Here is a 14,304-nt window from a genome sequence, read left to right as displayed (position 1 = left end):
CTCCTGGAGACGGAGTGGGAAGAAGTTCCCATCGAGGCCCCCGGGGCGGGGACGGTCCAGTTTCACTGTCCGTTCTTGCAGGTCAGCCCCTCCTTGGGCATAGTCCCGCTGATGAGGTAGGTGTCGACGGCCTTCTGGACGCAGGCCCCCGAGCGGCCGTACGCGGTGTGCCCGCTGCCCTCCCAGGTCAGGAGCCGGCCGGACTCGAGCTGATCGGCCAGGGCCTGGGACCAGGCATAGGGCGTGGCCGGGTCGCCGGTGGTGCCCACCACCAGGATGGGGGCCGCCCCCTTGGCATGGATGGGCGCGGGCTTGCGGGTCACGTTGTGCCCCCAGGCCTGGCAGCGCGCATCCTGGTTACCCAAAGAGGCGCCGAAGGTGGGCGAGCTCTGGAGGATCTGCTGGTACTCCTTCTCCCAGCTGGTCATATCGCCCTGGACGGGGATGTCCAGGCAGTTGACGGCATAGAAGGTCGGAGCGCTGCCCCCGGCCGCCACCTTGCCGTAGAGCACCTGGATGTAGGAGCCGTCCTTCTGGGTGATGGCCTGGTCGAGGGCGTAGGTGAGGAGGGGCCAGTACTCGGAGGTGTACAGGAATCGGCGAACGACGCTGCGGATCGTGCTGCCGTCCACGGTGACGTTCGGGTCTGAGGTCTTCAGCGGTGCCTGATCGGCCGAGGAGATGAGGGTGCGAACCTGCTGGACTCCGGCGTCGGCATCACCGGTCAGGGGGCAGCTCTGGCCCTCCTGGACGGCCTGGCCGGACTGGCACTGCTGGACGTAGGTGCGCAGTGCGGTCTCGAAGCCCTGGGCCTGCCCGGAGGCCCGGTCCCCCAGCGACAGGGAGGGGTCGACGGCGCCGTCGAGGACCATGCGGCCGGTGTTGGCGGGGAAGAGCTCAGCGTAGTGAGCACCCAGGTAGGTGCCGTAGGAGAAGCCCAGGTAGTTGAGCTTCTGGTCCCCGGACAGCGCCCGCAGCACATCAAGATCCCGAGCCACCGAGACGGTATCCACATGGTCGAGCAGCCCGGCCGGCTTGGTGTGGGCGGCGCAGTTGGCCTCCTCCTGCTTGAAGTCCTTGGTGATCTCCTCGATCAGGGACGGGAAGGCGACATTGGCCTCTACTCCGCCGTCGGCGGCAGGATTCTCAGCGTCCCGGAAGGGGGTGGGGTCGTCCCCGGCGACGTCGGCGACGAGGGAGCCGGGTTGGGGCTCGTTGACGCCCATGCCTCCCTGGGCGGCCTTGGCGGGCTGCTGGCCCGCGCCGTCATCGCAGGTGATGGGGGTGGAGGCGCCGACGCCGCGGGGGTCGAAGCCGATGATGTCGTAGGCCTGGTTGAGGGTGGGCGAGAACTGGGTCTCGTTGTTCTCCACCATCTCCACCCCGGAGTAGCCGGGGCCGCCGGGGTTGACGAAGAGGGTGCCCTGGCGAACCGAGCCGGTGGCCAGGTGCTTCTTCATCGCGATCTCAATGGTCTGGCCACCCGGCTGGGAGTAGTCCAAAGGCACTGTGACCTTGGCGCACTGAAAACCGGTCTTCTCAGCCGACTTCTCCATCCCACCGGTGGCCACGCAGTCGTACCACTCGACCTTCTGACTGTAGAAGGACTCCAGCCCCTGGGGAACCGCCGCCTTAGACGACGCAGCCGGAGCCGGCCCTGCGGCGGGCAGCGCAGCAGTGGGGACCGCACCGGCCCCCACCCCCAGACACACACCCGCCACAGCCGCCAGCACCCCAGCAGACACCCGACGGCGCCCCGGGCCGACTCGTCGCGGACCAGACAATTCATTCACGCTATTTTTCATAACCGTTATATTACAAACAGTAAACGGACGTGTCCGCGTCATGAGCAGGCATCTGAGAGAAGAAAGGAACCGTGGTTGGGGCGCCTGCCTCCGGCTCCCCAACCACGGTGATGCGTACCCGCAGCCCCTGACGCCCCTCAGCGGGACGCCGGTCGGAGGGCGGCGGTTCCTCGAGAGCTCACTGCTTGCCGTGGCACGTCAGTCCCTTCTTAGGCATGGTGCCGGTGAGCAGGTAGGTGTCGACCGCCTGGGTGACGCAGGGGCCGTGCCCGGAGTTGGTGTAGGCCGCGTGCCCGTTGCCCTCCCAGGTGAGGAGCTGACCGGAGTCCAGTTGGTCTGCCAGCGCCTCCGCCCACTCGTACGGAGTGGCCGGGTCGCCGGTCGTCCCGATCACGAGGATCGGCGCGGCCCCCTTGGCGTGGAGCGCCTTGGACGGCTGGGTGCCGGTGTGCCCCCAGGCCTGGCAGCCGAGGTCGCCGGCCTCCGTGACGGTTGCGAAGCGGGGGGCGATCCTCTCCAGCTCCTTGCTCTGCGCCGTCCAGGTGGCCATGTTGCCCTCGACCCGGTAGTCCAGGCAGTTGATGCCGATGTTCGCTCCGGTGTTGACCTGGGGCTGCGCGGCGATCTCGTCCGCCATGGCCCTGAAAGTTGAGGCGTCGTGCTGGTTGATGACCTGCCCCAGGGCCTCACTGACGGCGCTCCATGAGCTCTCCGGGAAATAGAGCATGAACCCCACGATCCGCTTCATCTCCTCACCCGTCACCGGACGATTCGGATCCGATGAGGGCACGGGCGACTGGTTGGCCGAGGTGAAGACGTCTCCGATCTGCTGGACGCCCGCGTCGGTGCCACCAGACAGAGGACAGCTCTGTCCCGACTGGCACCAGGCGACATAGTTGCGCAGCGCCCGTTCGAAGCCGCGGGCCTGCCCCTGCCTGCGTTCGTTGTAGCTCAGGCTGGGGTCCAGGGCGCCGTCGAGGACCAGCCGCCCAGTGTTGGCCGGGAAGAGCTCGGCGTAGGTGGCCCCCAGGTAGGTGCCGTAGGAGAAGCCCGCGTAGTTGAGCTTCTGGTCGCCGGACAGCGCCCGCAGAATATCGAGATCCCGGGCCACTGAGACGGTGTCCACATGGTCGAGCAGCTCAGTCGGCTTGGTGCGGGCGGCGCAGTCGGACTCCAGCTGTTTGAAGCGTTCGGAGATGACGGCGGCCCGCTTCTCGAATGCTATGGGGGCACCTGCGCCATCGACTGGAGAGACTCCCTCCATCGCCTTCGCCTCCGCTTCGGTGCTGCAGGTGATGGCGGTGGAGGAGCCGATGCCGCGGGGATCGAAGCCGATGATGTCATAGGCTCTCTGCACACCGGCGAAGGTCGTCGTCGCCGTCGCGCCGACGCTGTCCACCCCGGACGCACCGGGGCCGCCGGGGTTGACGAAGAGGGTGCCCTGACGCGTCGAGCCGGTGGCCAGGTGCTTCTTCATCGCGATCTCAATGGTCTGGCCACCCGGCTGGGAGTAGTCCAGCGGCACGGCGACCTTGGCGCACTGAAAACCGGTCTTCTCGGCCGACCTCTCCACTCCGGCAGCGGCCACGCAGTCGTACCACTCGACCTTCTGACCATAGAAGGACTCCAGCCCCTGGGGCACCGCCGCCTTGGACGACGCTGCCGGAGCCGGCCCTGCGGCGGGCAGCGCAGCAGCGGGGACCGCACCGGCCCCCACCCCCAGACACACTCCCGCCACAGCCGCCAGCACCCCAGCAGACACCCGACGGCGTCGAAGCCCTTCGGGGCGTCGCCTCGCCTCCGCGAGCGCAGGCACGGTCCGATTCCTTGGATGATGCTTCGTTCTCGTTTCCATACCCAGCATGGTATGAACCGATCGGTCAGTGTGTGATCCCTCTCAGGGATGAGATGGGCCGTTGCCCTCTCGGCCGCGAGTCCCGGTGCCCTCCGGGTCCTCGGCGGGCACCAGCCCCCATGAGGCGGCCCAGGCCCAGAGCCGGTCGAGCTCCTCCTCCATGAGGTAGCGGGCCCTGGGCTCGGTAAGTGCTCGAGTACTCATTCCTCCCAGTACCACCGTGCCCGCCTCACCGCGCACCGTCACCTGCACGCTCGGGCCTGCCTCGCGGACACGCAAGGCGGATCGGGGTTGCGGGGTGATGTCGAAGGCCTCCCGGGAGCCGGGCCAGGCGAGGTCGTAGGAGCGCAGCAGCGTCCTGCTGTGGATGCCGCTCCGGTCGAAGATGGTTCGCGGCCGCAGGGTCAGGTAGCCCATGAGGAGGCACAGTGCCGCCGCCGCGAAGCAGGCGAGCATTCCCCGGTACTGCCCGGAGGCCATGATCGCCAGCCCGATGGCCAGACCCAGGAGGCCGACGGCGGTCAGTCCCCAGGCGATGACTCGCTCCTGCGGGCTCGACCTGCGGATGATCGGCTCGAACCGAGCGGTGTGCCCGCCGCCCTCGCCCCCTGGCTGTATAACGGTCATGTCACGACTCTTCCACACCGGGCCGTGGCCGTCCTGGTTTTGACGGGCGCGTCGACGGTCGCTTGGGTGCTACGACGACGGCCTCATGCCCCACCCCAGGCCGGATGGGGCATGGCGCTCAGCTTCCTTCGGCCTGGGGTCGCAGCTGCACCATGAGAGCCTCGACGGCCAGCAGGGGGGCGGCGTTGGAGCGCAGGCGGCTGCGGCACTCCTCGATGGCGGCGATGCGGGCCAGGGACTGCTCGGGGCTCGTCGTGCGGGCGGCCTGGTCGACGGCGTCGGACAGGTCAAGGTTGACGCGCTCGACGTCGCTGCCCATCTGAGTGGTGAGGACGTCGCGGTAGAAGGACAGCAGGTCAATCATGGCCCGGTCCAGCACGTCGGTGCGGGCGCGTTTGGCGCGGCGCTTCTGGTCCTCCTCGAGCTGGCGGATCTGGGCGCGCAGGGCCGCCGGGATCTTCCCGTCGCTCTCCAGGCCGAGGGCGCGGGTGAGCTCGGCCTTCTCGCGGGCGTCGCGCTCGGCGGTGGCCTCCTTGGCCTCGGACTCGGCGGCCTCCACCAGGGAGGCGGCGGCCAGGACCGCGTCACCGACGCTGCGCAGGGAGACGGGGGCGAGCAGGAGGCGGCGGCGCCGGTCCCAGGCGTCGGCGTCGGTGGCCAGGTGGCGGGCGAGCCCGATATGCGACTGGCTGGCCCGGGCGGCCCGGGCGGCCAGCTCGGGGTCGGCTCCGTCGCGGCGCACGAGGAGCTCGGCGACGGCGTCGGCCGGCGGGATCCGCAGCGTCACCAGGCGGCAGCGGGAGCGGATGGTGGGCAGGACGTCGTCGGCGCTGGGGGTGCACAGCAGCCAGACGGTCTGGGGCGGGGGCTCCTCGATGGACTTGAGCAGGACGTTGGTGGTGCGCTCGGCCATGCGGTCGGCGTCCTCGACGAGGATGACGCGCCAGCGCCCGGTCCAGGGGCGGCGCTGGGCCTCACCGATGAGGGTCTTGACCTCCTCCATGGTGATGATGAGCTTCTCGGTGGCCAGGCGCACGACGTCGGGGTGGGAGCCTGCCATGACGTCACGGCAGGGCTTGCACTGCCCGCATCCGGGCACGGGGCCGGTGCACTGCAGGGCGGCGGCGAAGGCGCGGGCGGCGTTCGAGCGGCCCGATCCGGGTGGGCCGGTCACGAGCCAGGCGTGGGTCATGGCGAGCCCGGCCGCTGCAGCCGCCGCGGAACCGGCTCCCCCGTCTGATCCTTCCTTGGGGGCGAGACCGGCGGCGGCCTGTGCCTCGCGCTGCTCAGCTGCTTCTCGGGCGGCCTGGGCTGCGGCGGTGAAGGCGGCCACGACGCTTTCCTGGCCGACGACGTCCTCCCACACGCTCATGAGCCCGCCTCCTCGCCCGACCCGGCGGCGCTGCGGCGGGCGGCGGCCTCCACGAAGGCCTCCAGGCCCAGGAGCACGCCCTGGTGGGCCCCGCCGTGGGCGAGGTGCACGCCGTGGCGGCGCACGGCGGCGACAACGGCCTCGATGACGTCGTCGGCCACCTGGTCGACGGGCCGGTCGGCGTCGACGACGACGAAGCGCTCGGGCTCGGCCTGGGCCAAGGTGAGGAACTGCTCGCGCAGGGCCACGCGGAAGGCGTCCCCCTCCTGCTCGAGGCGGTCCTTGGCGCCGCGGCTGGTGGTGCGTCGCTCGGCGAGGTCGGGGTCGCCGTCGAGCAGGACGGTCAGGTTCGGCAGGAGGCCCTCGGTGGCCCACAGGGACAGGTCGCGGACCTCCTGGGGGCCGAGTGATCGGGCCGCGCCCTGGTAGGCGACGGAGGAGTCGAGGTAGCGGTCGGCCAGGACGACGGCGCCGCGTTCGAGGGCGGGCCGTACGCGGGTGGCGATGTGGTGGGCGCGGTCGGCGGCGTACAGGAGGGCCTCGGCGCGCGGGGCGACGTGCCCGCCGTGCAGGAGGAGGCGGCGGATCTCGACGCCGAGCTCCGTGCCGCCCGGTTCACGGGTGAGGATGTGGTCCACGTCCGCCGCGGTCAGCAGGTCGGCGAGGATGCGGATCTGCGTCGTCTTGCCGACGCCGTCGCCTCCCTCGAAGGAGATGAACAGACCGGGGCCGGACGGGGGCGGGACGGGGGCGCCGGGAGCAGCGGGCGGGGCAGCGGTGGTCACGAGCCCAGGGTAACGGCCCGTGGGGAAGGTCCCGGGAGCGCATCCCGGTCACCGTTGGGCGCACTGAGCGAAGCCAGGCCCTTATCCGTGAAACGGAGTCCTCACCGACCACCACCACTCGTATTCTCAGGCGATCCTCTCAGTGGTCCTGTGTGAGGTAGACACGGCAACAGATCTGCCAGGAGGCGCCCAGTCCCGCTGCGGAGAGCGCGGCGATGAGCCCAAGCCCCCAGGCCAGCACCACCTGCCGGGGCATGGCCTCCTGCGCGATCACCACCCCGATGACCGCGGGCAGAGTCACGATGACGCAGACGGCAAGGCCCCACAGGTCGAGCACCGGCTGGGAGGAGGTTCCGCCGCGAGCCACGAGCAGGGGAGGCATCACCACGACAATCACCCCCAAGCCGATCAGAAACGTCAGATGCAGGCCCACGGCATCATCCGATGCCACACCTCCGAGCAGCACCGCTGCGGAGGTCCCGAGGAGCATGATCGCCCAGCCGACCACGAGCAGGAGGTAGCGGGCAGCCAGGACATCGAGACGGCTGACGGGCAGTGCCCCGTAGAGCTGGCGCATCTGGGTCTCACGGGAGGGCCGCCACAGATCCACGCCCACCACCAGCACCGCGCCCAGCAGGTAGTACACCAGTCTGTCCGGGTACGGGTAGAACACTCCCAGCCACTCCCTCACCCTGGGCACGGCCACCCCCAGGGCGCTGAGCGCCACCACCGCCAGCACCAGCAGCCCGGTATCCCACCTCCGCACGACGAGCAGCTCCAGGCGCATGACGGCGCGCACCGTCTCCCACCGGGTCAGGGCACCCGGCCCCCGCACCGCCGCAGGAGCAGTGGGAGCCTGAGTGCCGCGGGACTCGGCGGCGGCGGGCAGGGTGGCTGCGGCCCGCGCAGCAGACACGACGGACTCGGACATGGGCACGGACTCGGGCATGGTCGATCTCCTCACTTCTTCTCGCTTCTTCCTCGGCCGGGCCTCAGTGGTCCTGGCGCCCGTACCAGCGGAGGGCCACCACCAGGGAGGCGCCCAGGAGGGCGGGGCAGGCCAAGGCAGCCAGGACGGCTGGCACCGGCTCGCGCAGTACCTCGGCCACGGGTCCTGCCAGCAGTGGGGTGCCGCCGTAGAGGGCCCCGGCTCCCGCCCCGAGGCACAGCCCCCACACCCACAGGGCCCGCTCGGGGGCCAGGCACAGGAACAGGGGCAGCCCGAGGGCCGCGGACAGGCAGATGACGAGCAGGCCGGCCATGAGACCGCCCCAGTCACCGGTGAGAGCGGCCGCCGGTACGCAGACCAGGCCGGAGAGGAGCGCCAGGGCGACCCCCTCGACCCAGCGGGCACCGACCAGCTCGCTGCGCCGCAGTGGCAGCGCCCCGTAGAGGCGCTCCATGTGGTGAGCGGACTCGACGGCCCCCTGGGCGTACTGGGCGCACAGTCCCAGGGCGACCCCCGCCATCACCGTCGTCTGCAGACGGCCGGCCAGGACGTCCATGGCGATGAACGGCGCCAGCGCCAGGGGCAGGAGGAGCAGTGGACCGCGACGGCGCAGCACGATGAGGTCGAGTCGCAGCACTGCCCCCACCCCGGCGAGCGCCGTCTCGCCGCTGCCCTCAGGGCCTGCCTGCCCAGTCGCCGCGGTCGCTCCGATGCCCCGGCTGCTATCGGGCGCTGTCCCCGTCGTCGTCCCCATCATCGTGGCGCTCACTGGTCCTGCTTGAGGTAGAGGCGGTGGCTCAGCACCCACAGGCCGATGAGGACACCAGCCCCCAGGGCCAGGAGCAGGCCGCCTCCCGTCGCCCCCGCAGCGAGGTCCCGGATCGGCCCGAAGCTGGATACCAGCAGGCCCAGCGCCCCGATGGCGAGAATCGAAACCGTCCAGACGAGCAGACCGAGCCCACGCCCGAAGTGCAGGAACACGGGAATTCCCATGGCCTGCCCCACGATGAGGACGAGAGGAAGGACGAGCAGCCGCCCCGGGTGTACGCCCAGAGGGAGGCCTATGGCCGCATAGAGGGCCGAGGCGGCCAGAAGATGCAGGATCGCAAGCGCCCAGTAGGAGTTGACGACGTCGGCCCGGGAGACGGGCAGCGAGGCCAGCAGACGGTTGATGTCGGAGTGCTCGGCCATCACTCCCGAGAGGCCCCCAACCAGGGCCGTCCCCGCGAGGAACCCACTAACCGGGGCGATACTGCCGGAGACGATGCCGGCGGCGCCGACAATGAGGAGAAGGCCGAGGAGGGAGGGCAGGGGACCCCGCAGGCCCAGGAGATGCAACCGCACCAGCGAGATCACCCGAGCGCCCCGTCCGGGCCCGGCCGCGGCGCCCCTCGTCATCGAGCCGGCCGGCACCTCGGCCACTGCGACCGCCTCGGCGGGGCGCTCGCGTCGATCCGTGGTCATGAGGTCATTCACGGCCCGCCTCCTTGGCGATGTGCACGGCGAGGTCCTCAATGGTGGGGACCTCGACGACGATGCGGTCCGTCAGCGCCTCGGCGGCGTCGGCCGGCATCATGGCCTCCCAGCCCAGCGACGTGCTGCGCAGCCCGAGGCTGGCCTGGCGCACGGCGTCGGTCAGGTGCTCGGGGATGCCGCGCACGAGACGGAAGGAGTCGATGATCTCCTCAGCGGTGCCGTTGGCCACGACCCTGCCCCGACTGAGGATGACCAGGTAGTCGGCCAGCCGATCGAGGTCGGAGGTGATGTGGGTGGAGAACAGGATGGTGCGGCCCTCCTCCACCATGAACTGGGCGAGCATGTCCACCATCTCACTGCGGGCCAAGGGGTCCAGCCCACCGGTGGGCTCATCGAGGATGAGCAGCTCGGGATCGTGGGCCAGGGCCACCGCCATCTGCAGGCGCATGCCCATGCCTCGACTGAGCTCCTTGACCTTCTTGGTGGGATTGAGGCCCGCAGCCTGGAGCTCGGCGTCGTAGCGCTCCTGGGACCAGGTGGGGAAGAAGCGCCCGATGCCGCGACCCAGGTCCTTCAGGCGCCACTCGGGGTTGTAGGGCGGGGCATCGAAGACGACGCCGATGCGCTCGTGTCCCACAGTGGTGGCCGAGCCGGAATCCGGGTGGATCATGCCCAGGGCGGCCTTGATGGTGGTGGTCTTCCCCGAGCCGTTGGCCCCGACGAAGCCCGTCACGTAACCGGCGGGGACGGAGAAGGTGACATCGTTGAGGCTGAAGTCCGGGTAGTGCTTGGTCAGGTGGGAGATCTCGACAGGGTTCACTTCTTGTCCTTGGAGGTGGTGGAGGTGGTGATGATGGTCTGAAGCATGGTGTGGAGCTCCTCATCGCTGAGCTGGGCGAGGCGCGCACGCTCCACGGCACGGTCGAGGTGCTCCTCGACCTCCCGCAGCACCTGCTCGCGCACCAGCTCGGAGTCCCGGGGCAGGACGAAGTAGCCCTTGCCGGGAACATTGGCCAGGAAGCCCTCGGCGACGAGGTCGGAGTAGGCGCGGGTGGTGGTGATGACGCTGACGCGCAGGTCCCGGGCCAGAGCCCGGATCGAGGGCAGCATCTCGTCGGCCTCTACCTGGCCGGTCAGGATTGCGTCCCTGACCTGCTGGGCGATCTGCTCGTAGATGGGAACTCCTGCCGTGTTGGACAGGACGACCGAGAGCGGCATGGCAACTCCTTCTGTACATACACACTATAGACAGTATGTGCACGGGGGAGTCAAGTGCTGGTCCACCGCATTCGGTGTGGGACACCGGTGGCCGAGGCGCCTCGGAGCAGAGACGACCCCGGCGACCGGGCCCAGGTGCAGGCCCAGTCGCCGGGATTCAGGAACGGGTCCGGTCACCGCACCCTTCAGACGCCGCCGCTGCGCGCCGTCGACTGCCGCGATGGCAGCCGGGCGGGGGAAGGCCGGCGAGGCGGGGCTTCAGCCCTCGCTTCCCTGCTGGCGGGTCTCAGTGTTGTGGCCGAAGTCCTCCACCTTCGGACTGTTGCCGGCCCAGACCACCTCCGCGTTGGTTCCCTTGATGACGACGCGGTCGACGTCCTTGACGTAGACGGTGACGTTGTTGCCGGAGATGGTCAGCAGGCCGACGTAGTCGGCGAAGACCTTCGTGTTGTTGGCGGCAACACTGAGACTGTTCACCTCCCCCTCGATACGGACGTCGTCGCCGGACTTGTTCAGGAGCATGGTCGGGCTCGCCGAGACGGTCTGCTCCACGAACTCCAGGTCGCTCAGCCAGTCACTGTCGGTGATGGTCGCCCGAGCGCCGGGGCGCTCACCACTCGCGGGCTGGGCGCCGGCCTCGGGTGCGCTGGAGCCGACGGCGGCAGGCGAGGCCTGTTCCTGGGTACTGGGCGCAGCGGCCTGCGATCGGGGCGCCTGGGAGGCGGTCGTCGCAGTCGTTGACGGCAACGACGCTACCGGCTGCTCCGACGGCGAGCCCTCCTGGCCCGCTGCTGCGGCGGTTCCCTGGTCGGTCGAGCCTCCACCCACTGAGATGGAGCAGGCGCTGATGCCGGTCAGGGACAGGGCCACGAGGATGACGGCGGCTGCGCGGCGAGGACGGAGGGGACGAGTGGTCGGGGACATGGTTCTTCTCCGGTATTCAGATGTGGTGAGGGCGGTCGGGTGGGCATCATGCACGTGCGGTCTGATGGCCGGGCGGCGGTTCAGAAGGCCGGGACGAAGACCTCGACGCGGCGGTTGAGGCGGCGACCGGCGGGGTTGTCGGAGCCGTCGGGGTTCTCGTTGGGGGCCACCGGCTTGGTCTCGCCGTAGCCGACGGCCTCCAGGTCGGCGGCCACGCCGTCGGACTTCAGGGCGCTTGAGACGGCCTGTGCCCGCTGCTCGGAGAGCTTCTGGTTGAAGGCGTCGTCGGAGACGGAGTCGGTGTGGCCCTGGATTTGAACCTTGGGGGCCTTGGAGTCCTTGATGACGGTGGCCAGGTTGGTGAGCGTGGTCGAGGCCTCGCCGCGCAGCTCGGATGAGCCGAAGTCGAACAGGACGCTGTCCTCCAGGGTGATGACGGTGCCGCAGGACTGCACGGGCTTGGCGGCGTCGATGGAGGGGAAGGTGCCGACCTTGCCGGCCTTGGGGACGGGCTTGGCCGAGATCGTGGAGCCGTTGACGATGGCGGTGCCGTCGCCAAGGTTGGTGATGGAGATCGTGCCGTCGCTGTAGGTGCCCGAGCCGTCACCGTTGTTGGTGATGGAGACCTTGCCGTCGCTGTAGGTGCCCGAGCCCTTGCCGTCGAGGGTGATGGACTCCCCCGTGGTGGAGTTGCTGTAGGTCCCTGATCCGTCACCGTTGACGGTGACCGAGAGGTAGTCGTCGCTGTAGGTGCCCGAGCCGTCACCGTTGTTGGTGATGGAGACCTTCCCGTCGGAGTAGGTGCCCGAGCCGTCACCGTTGTTGGTGATGGAAACCTTGCCGTCGCTGAAGGTGCCCGAACCGTCACCGTTGTTGGTGACTGAGGTGCTCCCCGAGCTCGTGGTCATCGAGCCATCACCGCCCAGGACCGTGGAGCCGGAGACGAGCGATCCGCTCGCGTCGCAGCGGGCGGGCCTGACTGTGATGCCGGGCTGAGAGGTGATGGAGCGCGTGAGATCCGGGGTGAAGGCGCCCGTGGACTGGGTGAGCAGGCTGAGATCGGGCAGGGAGATCATGGGGATCGGGGGGATCTGTCCGGGCTCGTAGCCGGCGACGGCCTGGCCCGCAGAGGCGGCCGTTCCCGACGCCGAGGCGGAGGCGGAGCCCTGGGCGCTTCCCGCGGAGCCGGCGGAGTCCGAGCCGGCCTGACTGGCCTGGGCCTGCTGCCCCTGAGCCTGCGAGGACGAGCCGCCTCCGACGGACAGGGAGCAGCCGCTCAGCGCGAGGGCGGTGATGAGGGCCAGGGAGGGCAGGGAGATGAGTGCTTTCGTCATGCCCTGAACGTTACTGAATCGTTGTCGCCGCCCGGTTCCTGCCCTGTCGCAGGACTGCGACAGGGCAGGAACGAGGCCCGGGGACTCCGGCATGGGGAGCACAACCGTGATGCGGCCGTGACTGTCGGGCTATAGTCGAATCATTGCGGCCTGCCGGTTGATTCCGGCTATCACCGATTGGAGCGTACTCATGAGACAGCGTGGTTCTCGTCGTCGATTCGCGGGGATGGCGGGCGCCGTGCTGCTCGCCGGCTCCCTGGTGCTGGCCGGGTGCTCGTCAAGCAGCCCGAAGGGCGGCGGCACCGTGCCACCACTGAACACCGCAGCCAGTAGCGCCAGCGCATCCACTGGTGCGACGGCGTCGGCCGGGGCCTCGGCATCGCCAGGAGCGAGCAGCGCCGCCGGCACCGGCCCCGTGACCCCGGAGTCGATGTCCGACCCGGACCTGGGCTACACGGTCGTCTCCATCCCGGAGAACCTCGACCCCACCCAGACCGAGGTCCTGCGCGCCTACTTCGCCTACGACAAGGCGACCTGGCGCCTCTGGTTCAGAAACGAGGGCCTCGACACCATGCATACCGTCGCCACAGGTCAGTTGTTGACAGAAATTAAACACAACGCCGCTAAGAAGAATGGGAGCCTGTCTCGACCCCCGGTAAAAATATCGGTGAGCGAAGTGACCGCCTCCAATGACGGTAATGGCTACACTGTCGCGACATGTCTCGACAAGACTCAGATGACATCAGTTGATGCGCAAGGGAAAGATATCACCGACCCCAACAATCAAATCTATCTGCCGTCCGCAACATTCATGACGCAAGGACCCAACGGCACTTGGCGAGCCAGCCTTGAAGATAGTGGCACCCCCAACAGCTGCTCGGTGAACTGACGAGAGGATCCCCAAGTGCGCAAGCAACCAATGGCGACAGGAACTGCATTTCTACTGCTCATCACCAGCCTATCTGCAGCGCCAACTGCATATGCCGGGAAGGACAGCAGTCAGGTGGACGCCTCGTCGACGCAGAGTGTGGGCGGCGGGGAGATCTCGGTGAACATCACCGAGCAGTACACGACAGCCTCATCCGGAGGCGGCGGAGGCGAAACGGTCTCGTCGTCGACATCCATAAGCGTCAAGCCCTCCTGCTACTACGAGAAGCAAAAAGATCAATCGCAGGTAGGCAGAGACGCCTTCGACATCCAGGACAGCGGCAAACTCAATCAGCCAGATGAGGTCGAAAGGATGTATTCCGGTTACAAGCAATGGATGAAAGATAGGCAACCGGGAACCTGGTGGCACGTAGAATGCAACAGGGACGCCTTCGAGGACCTGAGCGCCATGCAAGCCGCCCGCAACCGCATGACCCCCAATGGGGCACCTTACCTGTGGGTCCCGGACAGCGAAAACGGTGGGAAGCCGCCGGCGCCCTATATCTCCGGGCGCACGCTCGCGACTGCGGCGTGGAAGGCGGTGAAGATTCCGCAACCGACCATTGAGACCAACCCCAAGGTCGGTTCTCAGGGCGCCACCCTGGTCGGGATGGACACCTGGGTGTGGGCCACGGGCAACACCCCGCGCTCGGTGACCGTCACCGCTTCCGCAGGGGCCACGTCGGCGACAGTCACGGCAGCCTCGGCCGGTCTCCAGCTCTCCGCCCCCGACGGGAAGCCCTCATGTCAGGGTTTTGGTATTGCCTGGCACTCAGGAATGCCTGAGGGATCGAGCCCCTGCACCATCTCCTTCAACCGCAGCTCGGCGCACCTGGGCGGCACGACCCCGCTGACGGTGTCCGTGGCCTACTCAGCCACCTACACCGCCACCGACGGCTCCGGCGGTGACCTGCCCGCGATCACCGCCACCAACACCATCAACCTGCCGGTCGCCGAGGTCCAGACCCTCACTACCAACAGCAAGAACCCCCGTCAGAACTGAATCCACCCACGCAGCAGGGACGACATCGC

At 68.9% G+C, this 14,304-nt stretch carries 14 protein-coding genes; 2 read left to right on the top strand and 12 right to left on the bottom strand.

Translation table 11 applies throughout. From position 1 onward, the window contains the following. Nucleotides 1-62: 62 nt before the first annotated feature. The 12 genes from HMPREF9058_RS00160 to HMPREF9058_RS00105 all read right to left on the bottom strand — a co-directional run bounded on the left by HMPREF9058_RS00160 (nt 63) and on the right by HMPREF9058_RS00105 (nt 12,345). A complete protein-coding gene (locus HMPREF9058_RS00160) occupies nt 63-1,733 on the bottom strand; it encodes an alpha/beta hydrolase (protein ID WP_083816330.1) in 1,671 nt (556 codons plus the stop codon). Between the two features lie 250 nt (nt 1,734-1,983). Next, nucleotides 1,984-3,621 carry an alpha/beta hydrolase gene (locus tag HMPREF9058_RS00155; RefSeq protein WP_009405565.1) on the bottom strand — a complete coding sequence of 546 codons (1,638 nt, stop codon included), beginning with the start codon at nt 3,619-3,621 and terminating at the stop codon, nt 1,984-1,986. An 81-nt stretch (nt 3,622-3,702) separates the two neighbouring features. Then, nucleotides 3,703-4,287 (bottom strand): hypothetical protein, encoded by a 585-nt coding sequence (locus tag HMPREF9058_RS00150; protein WP_009747301.1) that lies wholly within the window; start codon nt 4,285-4,287, stop codon nt 3,703-3,705. Between the two features lie 118 nt (nt 4,288-4,405). Further along, nucleotides 4,406-5,659 (bottom strand): DNA polymerase III subunit delta', encoded by a 1,254-nt coding sequence (locus tag HMPREF9058_RS00145; RefSeq protein ID WP_009405867.1) that lies wholly within the window; start codon nt 5,657-5,659, stop codon nt 4,406-4,408. Further along, complete coding sequence (gene tmk, locus HMPREF9058_RS00140; RefSeq protein ID WP_009747430.1) at nt 5,656-6,444, bottom strand: dTMP kinase; 789 nt, start codon at nt 6,442-6,444, stop codon at nt 5,656-5,658. The genes HMPREF9058_RS00145 and tmk overlap by 4 nt, the downstream gene beginning before the upstream one ends. A gap of 139 nt (nt 6,445-6,583) precedes the next feature. Next, nucleotides 6,584-7,393, bottom strand: coding sequence for an ABC-2 transporter permease (locus tag HMPREF9058_RS00135; protein ID WP_009405883.1), 810 nt, complete (start codon nt 7,391-7,393; stop codon nt 6,584-6,586). Nucleotides 7,394-7,436: 43 nt separating this feature from the next. Next, entirely contained in the window at nt 7,437-8,162 is a 726-nt protein-coding gene (locus tag HMPREF9058_RS00130) for a hypothetical protein (protein ID WP_009406355.1), read from the bottom strand. Beyond that, nucleotides 8,159-8,869, bottom strand: a complete 711-nt coding sequence (locus HMPREF9058_RS00125; RefSeq protein ID WP_009405460.1) for an ABC-2 transporter permease — start codon at nt 8,867-8,869, stop codon at nt 8,159-8,161. Before HMPREF9058_RS00125 ends, HMPREF9058_RS00130 begins: the two co-directional genes overlap by 4 nt. Next, the gene (locus HMPREF9058_RS00120; RefSeq protein WP_009747323.1) at nt 8,862-9,689 is read right to left on the bottom strand and encodes an ABC transporter ATP-binding protein; all 828 of its coding nucleotides are present in this window, start codon (nt 9,687-9,689) and stop codon (nt 8,862-8,864) included. The genes HMPREF9058_RS00125 and HMPREF9058_RS00120 overlap by 8 nt, the downstream gene beginning before the upstream one ends. Continuing rightward, on the bottom strand, nt 9,686-10,087 hold the full coding sequence (locus HMPREF9058_RS00115; protein WP_009405699.1) for a GntR family transcriptional regulator: 402 nt from the start codon (nt 10,085-10,087) through the stop codon (nt 9,686-9,688). The genes HMPREF9058_RS00120 and HMPREF9058_RS00115 overlap by 4 nt, the downstream gene beginning before the upstream one ends. 258 nt (nt 10,088-10,345) lie before the next feature. Beyond that, nucleotides 10,346-11,011 carry a DUF3060 domain-containing protein gene (locus HMPREF9058_RS00110; protein ID WP_009406048.1) on the bottom strand — a complete coding sequence of 222 codons (666 nt, stop codon included), beginning with the start codon at nt 11,009-11,011 and terminating at the stop codon, nt 10,346-10,348. 80 nt (nt 11,012-11,091) lie between these two features. Then, the gene (locus tag HMPREF9058_RS00105) at nt 11,092-12,345 is read right to left on the bottom strand and encodes an OmpA family protein (RefSeq protein ID WP_043537542.1); all 1,254 of its coding nucleotides are present in this window, start codon (nt 12,343-12,345) and stop codon (nt 11,092-11,094) included. 238 nt (nt 12,346-12,583) lie between these two features. Here HMPREF9058_RS00105 and HMPREF9058_RS00100 point away from each other — a divergent pair, with 238 nt between their 5' ends. After that, on the top strand, nt 12,584-13,234 hold the full coding sequence (locus HMPREF9058_RS00100) for a hypothetical protein (protein WP_254654008.1): 651 nt from the start codon (nt 12,584-12,586) through the stop codon (nt 13,232-13,234). 114 nt (nt 13,235-13,348) lie between these two features. After that, entirely contained in the window at nt 13,349-14,275 is a 927-nt protein-coding gene (locus tag HMPREF9058_RS13680) for a hypothetical protein (RefSeq protein WP_254654007.1), read from the top strand. Nucleotides 14,276-14,304 lie beyond the last annotated feature (29 nt).

Source organism: Actinomyces sp. oral taxon 175 str. F0384, from assembly GCF_000223355.1.
GTDB lineage: Bacteria > Actinomycetota > Actinomycetes > Actinomycetales > Actinomycetaceae > Actinomyces > Actinomyces oris.
This window is presented reverse-complemented; position numbering and strand designations above follow the sequence as displayed.

Excerpts from the sequence above, each read along its gene's own strand:
- HMPREF9058_RS00145 (WP_009405867.1), bottom strand. The coding sequence starts at position 5,659 with ATGAGCGTGTGGGAGGACGTCGTCGGCCAGGAAAGCGTCGTGGCCGCC.
- HMPREF9058_RS00115 (WP_009405699.1), bottom strand. The coding sequence starts at position 10,087 with ATGCCGCTCTCGGTCGTCCTGTCCAACACGGCAGGAGTTCCCATCTAC.
- HMPREF9058_RS00110 (WP_009406048.1), bottom strand. The coding sequence starts at position 11,011 with ATGTCCCCGACCACTCGTCCCCTCCGTCCTCGCCGCGCAGCCGCCGTC.
- HMPREF9058_RS00150 (WP_009747301.1), bottom strand. The coding sequence starts at position 4,287 with ATGACCGTTATACAGCCAGGGGGCGAGGGCGGCGGGCACACCGCTCGG.
- HMPREF9058_RS00105 (WP_043537542.1), bottom strand. The coding sequence starts at position 12,345 with ATGACGAAAGCACTCATCTCCCTGCCCTCCCTGGCCCTCATCACCGCC.
- HMPREF9058_RS00135 (WP_009405883.1), bottom strand. The coding sequence starts at position 7,393 with ATGCCCGAGTCCGTGCCCATGTCCGAGTCCGTCGTGTCTGCTGCGCGG.